General features: G+C 71.0%; 12 protein-coding genes and 1 pseudogene. 7 read left to right on the forward strand and 6 right to left on the reverse strand.

The features are described 5' to 3' along the window. A pseudogene (locus tag Q0588_RS10495) lies at positions 1 to 432 on the forward strand (alpha/beta hydrolase); the annotation flags it as partial. A gap of 12 nt (positions 433 to 444) precedes the next feature. Continuing rightward, the gene (locus Q0588_RS10500) at positions 445 to 651 is read left to right on the forward strand and encodes a hypothetical protein (RefSeq protein ID WP_298745904.1); all 207 of its coding nucleotides are present in this window, start codon (positions 445 to 447) and stop codon (positions 649 to 651) included. Positions 652 to 654: 3 nt separating this feature from the next. Here Q0588_RS10500 and Q0588_RS10505 read toward each other — a convergent pair whose 3' ends face one another. Continuing rightward, positions 655 to 1,533, reverse strand: a complete 879-nt coding sequence (locus Q0588_RS10505) for a UTP--glucose-1-phosphate uridylyltransferase (RefSeq protein WP_298745905.1) — start codon at positions 1,531 to 1,533, stop codon at positions 655 to 657. A 55-nt stretch (positions 1,534 to 1,588) separates the two neighbouring features. Then, positions 1,589 to 3,403, reverse strand: a complete 1,815-nt coding sequence (gene glmS, locus Q0588_RS10510; RefSeq protein ID WP_298745906.1) for a glutamine--fructose-6-phosphate transaminase (isomerizing) — start codon at positions 3,401 to 3,403, stop codon at positions 1,589 to 1,591. Between the two features lie 163 nt (positions 3,404 to 3,566). On the opposite strand from glmS, the gene glmM reads away from it, so the two are divergent. After that, positions 3,567 to 4,916 (forward strand): phosphoglucosamine mutase, encoded by a 1,350-nt coding sequence (gene glmM, locus Q0588_RS10515; RefSeq protein WP_298745907.1) that lies wholly within the window; start codon positions 3,567 to 3,569, stop codon positions 4,914 to 4,916. Positions 4,917 to 4,964: 48 nt separating this feature from the next. Here the strand turns inward: glmM and Q0588_RS10520 are convergent, their stop codons facing one another. Then, complete coding sequence (locus Q0588_RS10520) at positions 4,965 to 5,276, reverse strand: HigA family addiction module antitoxin (protein WP_298745908.1); 312 nt, start codon at positions 5,274 to 5,276, stop codon at positions 4,965 to 4,967. A gap of 11 nt (positions 5,277 to 5,287) precedes the next feature. Next, positions 5,288 to 5,578: a type II toxin-antitoxin system RelE/ParE family toxin gene (locus tag Q0588_RS10525; protein WP_298745909.1), complete on the reverse strand. Its 291-nt coding sequence runs from the start codon at positions 5,576 to 5,578 to the stop codon at positions 5,288 to 5,290. Between the two features lie 172 nt (positions 5,579 to 5,750). On the opposite strand from Q0588_RS10525, the gene Q0588_RS10530 reads away from it, so the two are divergent. Then, entirely contained in the window at positions 5,751 to 6,806 is a 1,056-nt protein-coding gene (locus Q0588_RS10530; RefSeq protein ID WP_298745910.1) for a putative sulfate exporter family transporter, read from the forward strand. Between the two features lie 302 nt (positions 6,807 to 7,108). Here the strand turns inward: Q0588_RS10530 and Q0588_RS10535 are convergent, their stop codons facing one another. Further along, positions 7,109 to 8,608: a phosphomannomutase/phosphoglucomutase gene (locus Q0588_RS10535; RefSeq protein WP_298745911.1), complete on the reverse strand. Its 1,500-nt coding sequence runs from the start codon at positions 8,606 to 8,608 to the stop codon at positions 7,109 to 7,111. A 188-nt stretch (positions 8,609 to 8,796) separates the two neighbouring features. Here Q0588_RS10535 and gpmA point away from each other — a divergent pair, with 188 nt between their 5' ends. The 3 genes from gpmA (at position 8,797) to Q0588_RS10550 (ending at position 11,504) form a co-directional block, all read left to right on the forward strand. After that, a complete protein-coding gene (gene gpmA / locus Q0588_RS10540) occupies positions 8,797 to 9,516 on the forward strand; it encodes a 2,3-diphosphoglycerate-dependent phosphoglycerate mutase (protein ID WP_298745912.1) in 720 nt (239 codons plus the stop codon). Between the two features lie 3 nt (positions 9,517 to 9,519). After that, positions 9,520 to 10,158, forward strand: coding sequence for a bifunctional diaminohydroxyphosphoribosylaminopyrimidine deaminase/5-amino-6-(5-phosphoribosylamino)uracil reductase RibD (locus tag Q0588_RS10545; RefSeq protein ID WP_298745913.1), 639 nt, complete (start codon positions 9,520 to 9,522; stop codon positions 10,156 to 10,158). Between the two features lie 74 nt (positions 10,159 to 10,232). After that, positions 10,233 to 11,504 carry a pentapeptide repeat-containing protein gene (locus Q0588_RS10550; RefSeq protein WP_298745914.1) on the forward strand — a complete coding sequence of 424 codons (1,272 nt, stop codon included), beginning with the start codon at positions 10,233 to 10,235 and terminating at the stop codon, positions 11,502 to 11,504. A gap of 58 nt (positions 11,505 to 11,562) precedes the next feature. Here the strand turns inward: Q0588_RS10550 and Q0588_RS10555 are convergent, their stop codons facing one another. Beyond that, positions 11,563 to 12,027 (reverse strand): Hsp20 family protein, encoded by a 465-nt coding sequence (locus Q0588_RS10555; RefSeq protein WP_298745915.1) that lies wholly within the window; start codon positions 12,025 to 12,027, stop codon positions 11,563 to 11,565. Positions 12,028 to 12,264 lie beyond the last annotated feature (237 nt).

Below are 12,264 nucleotides of genomic sequence, written 5' to 3' on the forward strand. Positions count from 1 at the left end.
GCCCGGCCCGAGCGGCTGGCCGGCCTGGTGCTGGTCAATCCGGCCCCGGACTTCACCGAGGACCTGATGTGGCCCGGCCTCGCCGATCACCAACGCCAGGCCATCCTGCGCGAGGGCGAGACCCTCGTGGCCGAGGACGGCCTGGGCGAATACGTCCTGACCCGGCGGATGTTCGAGGAGGCCCGGGACTGGCTGCTGCTGCGCGGCGCCCTGCCGGTCGCGGCCCCCGTCCACATCCTGCAGGGCCGGGCCGACGACGTGGCGCCGTGGCGGCGCCAGATCACCCTGATCGAGCGGCTGGCCGACGCCGACGTCACCCTGGAGCTGATCGCCGGCGGCGACCACCGGCTGTCCTCGCCCGCCGATCTCGGCCGGCTGGTCGCCGCCGTTGAACGAAGGCGGCGGCCGGGGTCTATAATGCCCCGGATCTGACAGGAGAACGCCATGCGTATCGTCCTATTCGCGACCCTCGCCACGAGCCTGGCGGCCTGCGCCTCCGGCGCGGGCCCGGGCGGTTATGCGGCGGAGCTGGAACGGCTGGCGGCGGACTGCGAGGCCCGCGGCGGCGTGCTGGCCCCGACCGGCTCGCAGAGCGGCCGGCCGCAGCTCGACCACGTCTGCAAGATCGCCGGCCAGCCCCCGCGGCGCTGACCGTCAGAGCAGGGCCGAGATCGCCGCCCGCGCCTGTTCGCCGAGGTCCGGCCGCTTCAGGGCCAGGGCCACGTTGGCGCGCAGCAGGCCGATCTTGTCGCCGCAGTCGTGGGTGACGCCCTCGTACTCCACCGCGGTGAAGGTCTGGTCGATCATCAGCCGGGCCATGCCGTCGGTCAGCTGGATCTCGCCGCCGGCCCCGCGCGGCTGGGTCTCCAGGATCCCGAAGATCTCCGGCTGCAGGATGTAGCGGCCCGAGATCGACAGCGTCGACGGGGCCTCGCCGCGCGGCGGCTTCTCGATCATGCCCCTCATGCGGATGCGATTGCCGTCGCGGCCCTGGGGATCGACGATGCCGTATTTGTGGGTCTCGCTCTCGGGCACCGACTCGACGCCGATCACATTGCCGCCTACCTCGGCGTAGACATCGGCCAGCTGTTTGAGGGCGCCCGGCCGGGCGTCGACGATGACGTCGGGCAGGATCACCGCGAACGGCTCGTCGCCGATGATGTCGCGCGCGCACCAGACCGCGTGGCCCAGCCCCTTGGGCTGCATCTGGCGGGTGAAGCTCATCTCGCCGGCGCTGGCCAGTTCGGCGTTCATCATCTCGAGGATGTCGGTCTTGCCCTTGGCCAGCAACTGGGCCTCGAGCTCGATCTGGTGGTCGAAATAGTCCTCGATCGCCCCCTTGGAGCGGCCGGTGACGAAGACGATGTGCTCGATCCCGGCTTCGCGCGCCTCCTCGACGATATAGCTGAGGATCGGCCGGTCGACGACGTTGAGCAGCTCCTTGGGCGTGGTCTTGGTGCCGGGCAGCACCCGGGTGCCGAGGCCGGCGACGGGCAGGACGGCCTTGCGGAGACGGCGGGCGTGAACGGTCATGCGATATCCTGAACGGCGGGGTCGGCCAGCCTAACCCATAAGCGACGCCGCGCGATCACTCCACCGTCACCGACTTGGCCAGGTTGCGCGGCTGGTCGACATCGGTGCCCTTCTGCACCGCCACATAATAGGCCAGCAGCTGCACCGGCACGGCGTAGACCAGCGGCGCGATCAGCGAGTGGCACTCCGGCGCGTCGACGCGGCGGATGCCGGCCCCGTGCGGATCGGGGGCCGACCTCGGGGCGATCATGATCACCGGCCCGCCGCGCGCCGCCACCTCCTGGAGGTTGGAGGCGGTCTTTTCGAACACCTCGTCCAGCGGGGCCAGGGCGATGATCGGGGTCAGTTCGTCGACCAGGGCGATGGGCCCGTGCTTGAGCTCGCCGGCGGCGTAGCCCTCGGCGTGGATATAGCTGATCTCCTTCAGCTTCAGCGCCCCCTCCATGGCCAGGGGGAACATCGCGCCGCGGCCGAGGAACAGCACGTCGGTGGCCTTGGCCACGTCGTGGGCCACCGCCTTCAGGTCGTCCTCCATCAGCATGGCCTCGGCGATCAGGCGTGGGGCCTCGAACAGCGCCCGGACCAGTTCCGCCTCGCGCACCGCGTCGATCCGGCCGCGCTGCACCCCCGCCGACACCGCCAGCGCCAGCAGGGCCGCGATCTGGGCGGTGAAGGCCTTGGTCGAGGCGACCCCGATCTCGGGCCCGGCATGGGTCGGCCACAGGGTTCCGGCCTCGCGCGCCATCGACGAGGAATGGACATTGACCAGGGCGGCGGTCTTCAGCCCGGCCGCCTTGCACCACGACAGGCTGGCCAGGGTGTCGGCGGTCTCGCCCGACTGGCTGACCGCGACCGCCAGCGTCCCCGGCGTCAGGGCCGGCTGGCGGTAGCGGAACTCCGAGGCGATCTCCACGTCGCACGGCAGGCCGGCCAGCTTCTCGAAGGCGTAGCGGCCGATCTGGCCGGCGTAGAAGGCGGTGCCGCAGGCGACGATCTGGAGGCGTTCGACGGCGGTGAAGTCGGCGCCGCCGGTCTTGGCCCGGCCGTTCACGAAGTCGAGGTACTCCGACAGGGTGCGCTGGACGCTGTCCGGCTGCTCGTGGATCTCCTTCTCCATGAAGTGCCGGTACTCGCCCTTCTCGACCAGGGCGGACGAGGCCGAGACCTGCACCACGGCCCGGTCGACGGCCTTCCCGTCGACGTCGAACATCCGCGCCCCCGAACGGTCGACGCCGACGTAGTCGCCCTCCTCGAGATAGGAGATCCGCTGGGTGAAGGGGCCCACGGCCAGGGCGTCCGAGCCGAGGTACATCTCGCCCTCGCCCCAGCCGACCACCAGCGGGCTGCCGCGCCGCGCCCCGAGGATCAGGCCGTCCTCGCCCTCGATCAGCACGGCCAGGGCATAGGCCCCGGTCAGCCGGTCGAGCACGGTTTTGAAGGCGACCAGCGGATCGTTGGCGCGCCCCAGCTCGCGGTCCAGCATGTGCGCCACCACCTCGGTGTCGGTCTGGCTCTCGAACACGTGGCCCCCGGCGGCCAGCTCGGCCTTCAGCTCGGCGAAATTCTCGATGATGCCGTTGTGGACCAGGGTCACCCGGCCGGCCTTGTGCGGATGGGCGTTCTCGGTGGTCGGCGCGCCGTGGGTGGCCCAGCGGGTGTGGCCGATGCCGACCGTGGCCTGAAGCGGCTCGGCGGCCAGCACCGCCTCCAGCTCGCGGATCTTGCCCTTGGCGCGGCGCCGCTCGATGCGGCCGTCGACCAGGGCGGCCACGCCGGCGGAGTCATAGCCCCGGTATTCCAGCCGCTTCAGGCTGTCGATCAGGCGGGGAACCGCCGGGCCGACGCCCGTCACACCGATGATGCCGCACATGGATAAGATCCTCGAAAACTGGGGTTTCCGCGCTTTGCGCGCGGCGCCGGACGGTCTAAGCACCCCCGTCGTCCGACACCGTTTAGGCGACGGACCATCGGATTTGCACCTGAAAAGCGGTTTCGCAACATTTCTTGGCCGCCACCTTCAGAGGACGTGACAGTTGGGTGAACGACGCTATTTCGGCACGGACGGCATCCGCGGCCGGGCCAACAGCCATCCGATGACGCCCGAGGTGGCGCTGCGCGTCGGTCTCGCGGCCGGCCGCCTGTTCATGTCCTCGGACGACCGCCGGCATCTGGTGGTGATCGGCAAGGACACCCGCCTGTCCGGCTATATGATCGAGCCGGCCCTGGTGGCGGGCTTCTCCTCGGCCGGCATGGACGTGCGCACCTTCGGGCCGCTGCCGACCCCCGGCGTGGCCATGATGACCCGGTCGATGCGCGCCGACATCGGGGTGATGATCTCGGCCTCGCACAACGCCTATCTCGACAACGGCATCAAGCTGTTCGGCCCGGACGGCTACAAACTGTCCGACGCCGTCGAGCTGAAGATCGAGTCGATGATGGATCAGGCGCTCGACGCCGATCTCGCCGCGCCCGACGCCCTGGGGCGGGTCAAGCGCATCGACGACGCCCAGGCCCGCTATGTCGAGATCGCCAAGGCCAGCTTCCCCAAGGGCCTCAGCCTGCAGGGCCTGCGCATCGCCGTCGATTGCGCCAACGGGGCCGGCTACAAGGTGGCCCCGACCACCCTCTACGAGCTGGGGGCCGAGGTCTGCGCCGTCGGCGTCGAGCCGGACGGGCTGAACATCAACGCCGACACCGGCTCGACCCACCCCCTGACCATCGCCGAGGCGGTGCGCACCTACCGCGCCGACATCGGCATCGCCCTGGACGGCGACGCCGACCGGGTCATCATCTGCGACGAGAAGGGCCAGGTCGTCGACGGCGACCAGATCATGGCCATGGTCGCCCTCGACTGGGCCCGGCGCGGCCTGCTCAAGGGCGGCGGCCTCGTCGCCACCGTCATGTCCAACCTCGGGCTGGAGCGGCGGCTGCAGGCCGAGGGCCTGACCCTGGAGCGGACCAGGGTCGGCGACCGCTACGTCATGGAGCGGATGCGCGAGGGGGGCTTCAACCTCGGCGGCGAACAGTCGGGCCACATCATCCTGCACGACCACGCCACCACCGGCGACGGCCTGATGTCGGCCCTGCAGGTGCTGGCGGTGCTGGTCGAGAGCGGCCGGCCGATGAGCGAGCTGGCGCGCCAGTTCGAGCCGGCGCCGCAGAAGCTGGAAAACGTCCGCTACACGACCGGCAAGCCGCTGGAGGCGGCGTCGGTCAAGGCCGCCATCGCCGAGGCCGAGGCCCGCCTCGCCGGCCAGGGCCGCCTGCTGGTCCGCCCCTCCGGCACCGAAAAGCTGATCCGGGTCATGGCCGAGGGCGACGACGAGAAACTGGTCAAGGCCGTGGTCGCCGAGGTGGCGGCGGCGGTGAAGGCGGCGGGGTAGGGGAGGTCGTCACGGCGCGGAAATCGTCGGACTCTGAGCCAATGGCCGTCAGGCCGAGGCCGCGACGTAGGGCGCGACCCCGATCTCTCCCTCCCGCGACTTCGCCTGGGCGATGTCATAGCTGTTCTGCATCCGCAGCAGGGTCTCCATCGACACGCCGAACGCCTTGTCGATGCGGATCGCCATGTCGGGCGACAGCGCGGCCCGCTCGTTCACCAGCGCCGACAGGGCCGGCCGGGTCACGCCCAGGGCGGCGGCGGCGGCCGTAATCGACAGGTTCAGCGGTTCGATGATCTCCGTCCTGATGAAGCCGCCGGGATGGGCCGGGCGCTTCATACGGATGCCGGATGCCTGGGTCATGGCCGTCTTCCCTAGTGGTAGTCCTCGAAATTCAGGTCGATGATCTCGACCTGGTCGTGTTCGATCCGGAATGTGAGCCGCCAGTTTCGGCTGACGAACAGGCTCCAGACACCCTTCCGGTCGCCGGTGAGCTGGTGCGCCTTCCACGACGGAATGGCGCGCAACTCGTCTTCCCGCGCCATGTCCTGCAGGAAGGAGACGATCTTCGCGATCTTCGACACATACTGGGCCGGCAGCCCCGATCCGTCGTCGTCCTCGATGAACCGCCGCAGTCCCTTGTGGATCACGTTTTTGATCTTCATTCACACTACCCGGAAAAATGATAAGCGTCAAGTTACGCTTTACATTCGAGCGCCGCCGCCATGTCCTCCACCCACTTCTGATATCCAGCGCAGCCTCGTCTGTCGAACGCACGCCTGGCTTCCTTCGAACTGAACGATGGATTGCAGCCCATCCCCGGCGCAGTCTCACCCGATGATTCCCGCCCGCCGCCCCGGCGTCCTGTCCCTGATCGCCCGCCTGATCCCCGGCCTGGCCGTCTGCGTCGCGGTGGCGCTGGCGGCGGTCGCCGTACAGGCGCTGGAGTTGCGGCTGTTCGGGCGCGGCTGGGTCGACGCCATCGTCCTGGCCATCCTGATCGGGGCGGCGATCCGCTCGCTGTGGACGCCGCCGGCCTCGGTGCGGCCCGGCGTCGAGTTCAGCGGCCGCACCCTGCTGGAGATCGCCGTGGTCCTGCTCGGCGCCTCGGTCAGCGCCGCCACGGTGATGGCCATCGGGCCCGGCCTGCTGTTCGGGACGGCGCTGGTCGTCACCCTCGCCGTCGCCGTCAGCTACGGCCTCGGCCGGCTGCTGCGCCTGCCGCGCCGGATGGCGGTGCTGATCGCCTGCGGCAACGCCATCTGCGGCAATTCGGCCATCGCCGCCGTCGCCCCGGTGATCGACGCCGACGCCGAGGACGTCTCGGCCGCCATCGCCTTCACCGCCGTGCTGGGCGTGGCCGTGGTCCTGTCGCTGCCCCTGCTCGGGACGGCGCTGCAGATGACGGACGTGCGCTACGGCGTGCTGGCCGGCCTGACCGTCTACGCCGTCCCCCAGGTGCTGGCCGCCACCCTGCCGGTCGGGGCCGTGGCCGCCCAGGCCGGGACCCTGATCAAGCTGGTCCGGGTGCTGATGCTCGGCCCCGTCTGCCTCGCCCTGGCGGTCATCGTCGCCCTGCGCGGCCGGGCGGACGCCGCTGCCGGCTCTCCCCCGCGCCGCGTGCCCCTCGGCCATCTGCTGCCGTGGTTCATCGTCGGCTTCCTGCTGATGATGGGGGCGCGCTCGCTGGACCTGATCCCCGACGGCGCCCTGCCCGTGCTCGACGGGGTCACGACCGCCCTGACGGTGCTGGCCATGGCCGCCCTCGGCCTCAGCACCGACGCCCGCGCCGTGGCCCGCTCGGGCCCGCGCATCGCCGCCGTCGTCACCCTGTCCCTGCTGGCCCTGACCGGCCTGGCCCTCGGCCTGATCGGGCTGCTGGCGCTGGTCTGACCGCATCGGCCGCACCCGGTCCTCTGATACCCTGCCATCCCGGCCAATCCCGGTCAGGTCCTGTCATCCCTTGCAGTGAGGACGGCGGGGCGCCGGCAGGATGCGTCCGCGTCTGACGTATCGCCGTGCATGAATGCCTTCATCCCCACGGGGACGGTCCTTGACAGTCAGCCGCCGCCGCTTCCGCCGCAGGAACCGGCTCCGCTCCGCTCCGGAATGCGACCGCCGGCATCGCCGGCCCGTGCGTCAGAGTGTCGGGAGGGCAGGATTTCGGCGTTTTTTCGCCGCCCCTGTCGCCCCCCTCAGATTTCCTGGTTGTAGGCCCCGACCTCGCCGTATTTCGCCAGCCGAGGCTTCACCTCGTCGCGGAACAGGGCGCGCATGTCGTCCTCGGACCGCATGCTCTCGACCACCACCACCAGCTCCGGCTTGTTGGACGAGGCCCGCACCAGCACCCACGACCCGTCCTCGAGATGCACCCGCACCCCGTTGACGGTGATGGCCTCGACGATCCTGCGGCCGAGGATCGACCCGCCCGCCGCCGCCAGCGCCTCGTATTCGGCCACGATGCGCGACAGCACCTCATACTTCAGCTCGTCGTCGCAGTGCGGCGACATGGTCAGGCTGGTCCAGGCGTCCGGCAGGGCCGCTTTCAGCTCGCTGAGCTTCTTGCCCGGATTGCGGTCCAGCATGGCCAGCACCGCCCCGGCCGCGACGATGCCGTCGTCATAGCCGTGGCCGAGCGGGGCGTTGAAGAAGAAATGGCCCGACTTCTCGAAGCCGGCCAGCGCACCCAGTTCGGCGGTCTTGCGCTTGATGTAGCTGTGGCCGGTCTTCCAGTAGACCGTCTTCGCCCCGTTGGCCTTCAGCACCGCGTCGGTCTTGTACAGGCCGGTCGACTTCACATCGACGACGAAGGTGGCGTTGGGGTGCAGGGCCGACAGGTCGCGGCCCAGCATCAGGCCGATCTTGTCGGCGAAGATCTCCTCGCCGGTGTCGTCGACCACGCCGCAGCGGTCGCCGTCGCCGTCGAAGCCCAGCGCCAGGTCGGCCCCGGTCTCGCGCACCCGGGCCGCCATCTGCGTCAGCATGGCGTGGTCCTCGGGGTTCGGATTGTATTTGGGGAAGGTCCAGTCGAGCTCGGTGTCCATCTCGATGACCTCGGCCCCCATCCGGCGCAGGGCCTCCGGCGCGAACGCCCCGGCGGTGCCGTTGCCGCAGGCGGCCACCACCCTGACCGGCCGGGTCAGCTTCGTCTTCGAGACGACGTCGGCGATATAGCGCTCGCGGAAACCCCCGACCCGGGTCAGCATCCCGCCGGCGCGGCTCACGCCCTCGCCGTTCAGGACGATGTCCTTCAGCCGGCCGATCTCGTCGGGGCCGAAGGTCAGCGGCGGCTGGGCCCCCATCTTGACCCCGGTCCAGCCGTTCTCGTTGTGGCTGGCGGTGACCATGGCCACGCACGGGCAGTCCAGTTCGAACTGGGCGAAATAGGCCATCGGCGACAGGGCCAGGCCAATGTCGACCACCTCCATGCCGCCCTCCAGCAGGCCGAGGGTCAGCGCCTGCTTCACCGACAGCGAATAGGCGCGGTAGTCGTGGCCGACGACGATGCGCGGCCGCTGGCCGATCTCGTGGACATAGGTGGCCAGGCCGAGCCCCAGCGCCTGGACGCCGAGCAGGTTGATCTCCTTCTCGAGGATCCAGCGGGCGTCGTATTCGCGAAAGCCCGTCGGCTTCACCAGGGGGACGGTTTCGTAGTCCGCGGTGTTGGGGCGGAGATCGGAGCGCGGTCTGGGCATGGGTCCTCGGCGTTCGGCTGGAGACACGGACGGAGGCCCGGCCACGGCCACGCTTCTAGCCCGCGGTCCCGTCGAGCCGCAACAACGCCCGAGGTCGGGGATCGGTCCCGGGAACCCGGCGCGCCGGGCGAAGCTTGACCCTTCCGGACCCCCGGCCTACCCCGCACCGACATTCACCGGAGATCTGAATGCCCCGCCTGATCCTGCTGCGCCACGGCCAGAGCCAGTGGAACCTCGAGAACCGCTTCACCGGCTGGGTCGACGTCGACCTGACCGCCGAGGGCGAGGCCCAGGCGCGGCGCGGCGGCGAATTGATCGCCGCGGCCGGATTCACCCCGGCGGTGATGTTCACCTCGGTGCTGAAGCGGGCCAAACGCACCGGCGCCCTGGCGCTGGACTCGGCCGGGCTGAAGGACGTGCCGGTGATCGAGGACTGGCGCCTGAACGAGCGCCACTACGGCGGCCTGACCGGACTCGACAAGGCCGAGACCGCCGCGAAGCACGGCGAGGACCAGGTGAAGATCTGGCGCCGCAGCTACGACGTGCCGCCCCCGCCGCTGCCTCCCGGCGGCGAGTATGATTTCACCGCCGATCCCCGCTACGCCGGCCAGGCCATCCCCGACACCGAGAGTCTCAAGACCACGCTCGAGCGGGTTCTTCCCTACTGGAACGAAGCCATCGCGCCGCGCCTGCGGGCCGGCGACGACGTGCTGATCGCCGCCCACGGCAATTCGCTGCGGGCCATCGTCAAACACCTGTTCGCCGTGCCCGACGACCGGATCGTCGGCGTCGAGATTCCCACCGGCAACCCTCTCGAGGTCGATCTCGACACGGACCTGAAGCCGACCACCGCCCGCTATCTCGACGCGGCCCGGGCCGCCGAACTGCCGCCCCTGCCGGGAGCCTGAGCCATGACCGACGCCAGGCAGGCCTCCGACGACATCCGCTTCATGGGCCGCGCCATCGCCCTGGCCAGGGCGCGGATGGGCCAGACCTGGCCCAATCCCGCGGTCGGCTGCGTCATCGTCAGGGACGGCGAGATCCTCGCCGAGGCGGCCACCGCGCCGGGCGGCCGGCCGCACGCCGAGGAGCAGGCCGTGCCCGCCGCCGGCGACCGGGCCAGGGGGGCCACCGCCTATGTGACCATGGAGCCGTGCGGGGCGCGGTCCTCGGGCCGCACCTCGTGCGCGAACTTCCTGATGGACGCGGGCGTGGCCCGGGTCGTGGTCGCCGCCGTCGACCCGTCGCCGTTCGCCTGCGGGCGCGGCGTCGACCGCCTGCGCAAGGCCGGGCTGCGGGTCGAGACCGGCCTGCTCGCCCAGGAGGCGGCGGTGCTCTACGAGGGCTATCTGCACCGGGTCGAGACGGGCCGGCCGCTGGTCCGCGTCAGCGACACCGGCGACGGTTTCGACGCCCGTTTCGCGGCCTCGCCCAAGGCCGACCTGGCCACCGAGCTGGAGCGGCTCGGCGAGGCCGGCTACACCCGCGTCTGGGTCGGCCCCGGCGATCTGGCCGAGGCCCTCGCGGACCAGGGCCTGCTGGCCTCCTGAGCCGGCCGCGGCCGCGCCGCCAGCCTCGCTGATTCATCACCTTTCCTTAAGCGGGGGCGTGCCATTCTGGGGCAATGTCGGGAACCGCCCCCTCCGCCGCCGCCAGAAGGCGAATCGATCAGCAGGAGCTGGACGCCATCTGCGCCCGGCACGACCGGCTGTGGCAGGCCAAGCCCGGCGGGGCCCGGGCCGTCTTCGCCTGGCTCGACCTGTCGGGCCTGTCGCTGGCCGGCCGCAACCTCGCCGACGCCGACTTCGCCGCCGCCAGCCTGATCGGGGCGGACCTGACCGGGGCCAGGCTGGACAACGCCACCTTCTTCGGCGCCGACATGCAGGACGTGCTGCTCGTCGACGCCAGCATGCGCCGGGCCGACCTGCGCGGCGCCTGCCTGCGCGGCGCCGACCTGACCGGCGCCGACCTGTTCGAGGCCGACCTGCGCGAGGGCGCCATCGCCGCCGCCGACGCCAAGCTCGGTTTCCGCGTCATCGAGGCCAAGCAGCGCCACGACACCCAGGCCTCCGGGGCCTGTCTGGCGGGGGCCAATCTGGAGCGCTCCAAGCTGACCGGCATCGTCGCCGTCGCGGCCGATTTCACCGACGCGATCATGAAGGACTGCAAGCTGGTGCGGGCCAATCTGAAGCAGGCCAGCTTCAGGGGAGCCGACCTGGCCGGGGCCGACCTGTCGGGCGCCGACCTGTCGGGTGCGGATCTGCGCGACGCGGTGCTGGTCGGGGCCAGGACATCGATGTGGCGGACGGACGGGGCCGATATGACCGGCGCCCTCACCGACGGCCGCTGCGTCGGCAGTCCGGTCGGCAAGATGCCGGCCGCCGACATGCTCGCCGAACACGCCCGCTGGTGCGAGACGGGCGGCGCCGCCGGCCGGCCCTCGGTGTTCGACGGCGTCGACCTCAGGGCCCTGCGCTCGATCACCGGCTACAATCTGACGGCCCTGTCGGCCAGGGGCGCGGTCTTCTACGGCCTCGACATGGAGGGGGTGCAGCTGCAGGGGGCGCATCTCGAGGGCGCCGACCTGCGCGCCGCGAACCTGAAGGGGGCCGATCTGCGCGGCGCCCGGCTGACGCGGGCCCGGCTCAACGGCGCCGACCTGCGGGAGGCCCAGCTCGGGCCGCTGATGATCGCCGCCGACCGGCTGCTGCCCGCCGACCTGACCGGGGCCTGCCTCAAGGGCGCCGACCTGTCGGGCGCCGACCTGAAGCGCGCCAATCTGACCGACGCCGACCTGGGCCGCGCCATCCTGCGCGGCGCCTGCCTGCGCCAGGCCGACCTGACCGGCGCGATCACCGCCGGGGCCCGCGGCCTCGAACTCGACACCGCCGCCTGACGCGAAAAAGGGGCGGCGCGGACGCCGCCCCTTCGCCAGTGTGCGACCGGTCGGGCGCTCAGGCCGCCTTGTTCCTGCGGCCCTCGATCAGCGGCTGGCCGGAGCCGATCTCAATGCGGCGCGGCTTCAGCGCCTCGGGGAGCTCGCGCTCCAGATCGATCGACAGCAGGCCGTTGACCAGGTCGGCGCCCTTCACCACCACATAGTCGGCCAGCTGGAAACGGCGCTCGAAGTCGCGCTCGGCCAGGCCGCGGTGCAGGAAATTCCGCCCGGCGCCGTCGTCGTTGGCGGTCTTGCGGCCGGTGACGGTGAGCAGGTTCTCCTTGACCTCGATGTTCAGCTCGTCGGGCTTGAAGCCGGCGACGGCGATCTCGATGCGGTAGGCGTTCTCGCCCGTGGTCTCGATGTTGTAGGGCGGCCAGCCGTTCTCCTGGCTGGTGCGCGCAGCGCTTTCCAGCAGACCGGCCAGACGGTCGAAGCCGACGGCCGAACGGTAGAGCGGGGTGAAATCATAGGTACGCATGTCATCCTCCTGGGGATCAGCAAGGTTGAGCCGCCCCTGCGTTTGGGGCCCGGGACGGCGATGGGTGTTCAGCCCGGACGGTCCGATGCTCGGCCCCGTCCGGCCCGGAGGACCCGATGCCGGCGTCCTCGGAGCCTGATGTGGGATGGCGCGAACCGCCGTCAAGGGGGCCGCGGACGCGTCCACGGCGCTTCATTCTGTCGCCGCCGGGCCCTGATGGCTTGCCCGGGCGGACCG

The sequence above is a fragment of the uncultured Brevundimonas sp. genome, assembly GCF_937870815.1.
GTDB lineage: Bacteria > Pseudomonadota > Alphaproteobacteria > Caulobacterales > Caulobacteraceae > Brevundimonas.

What these genes read in the sequence shown, in the direction of transcription:
- Q0588_RS10555 (WP_298745915.1), bottom strand. Translation starts at nt 12,027, where the DNA reads ATGCGTACCTATGATTTCACCCCGCTCTACCGTTCGGCCGTCGGCTTC.
- Q0588_RS10525 (WP_298745909.1), bottom strand. Translation starts at nt 5,578, where the DNA reads ATGAAGATCAAAAACGTGATCCACAAGGGACTGCGGCGGTTCATCGAG.
- Q0588_RS10520 (WP_298745908.1), bottom strand. Translation starts at nt 5,276, where the DNA reads ATGACCCAGGCATCCGGCATCCGTATGAAGCGCCCGGCCCATCCCGGC.
- glmS (WP_298745906.1), bottom strand. Translation starts at nt 3,403, where the DNA reads ATGTGCGGCATCATCGGTGTGACGGGCGTCGGCCCGGCGGTTCCCCGC.
- Q0588_RS10500 (WP_298745904.1), top strand. Translation starts at nt 445, where the DNA reads ATGCGTATCGTCCTATTCGCGACCCTCGCCACGAGCCTGGCGGCCTGC.
- Q0588_RS10535 (WP_298745911.1), bottom strand. Translation starts at nt 8,608, where the DNA reads ATGCCCAGACCGCGCTCCGATCTCCGCCCCAACACCGCGGACTACGAA.
- Q0588_RS10545 (WP_298745913.1), top strand. Translation starts at nt 9,520, where the DNA reads ATGACCGACGCCAGGCAGGCCTCCGACGACATCCGCTTCATGGGCCGC.
- Q0588_RS10550 (WP_298745914.1), top strand. Translation starts at nt 10,233, where the DNA reads ATGTCGGGAACCGCCCCCTCCGCCGCCGCCAGAAGGCGAATCGATCAG.
- gpmA (WP_298745912.1), top strand. Translation starts at nt 8,797, where the DNA reads ATGCCCCGCCTGATCCTGCTGCGCCACGGCCAGAGCCAGTGGAACCTC.
- Q0588_RS10505 (WP_298745905.1), bottom strand. Translation starts at nt 1,533, where the DNA reads ATGACCGTTCACGCCCGCCGTCTCCGCAAGGCCGTCCTGCCCGTCGCC.
- Q0588_RS10530 (WP_298745910.1), top strand. Translation starts at nt 5,751, where the DNA reads ATGATTCCCGCCCGCCGCCCCGGCGTCCTGTCCCTGATCGCCCGCCTG.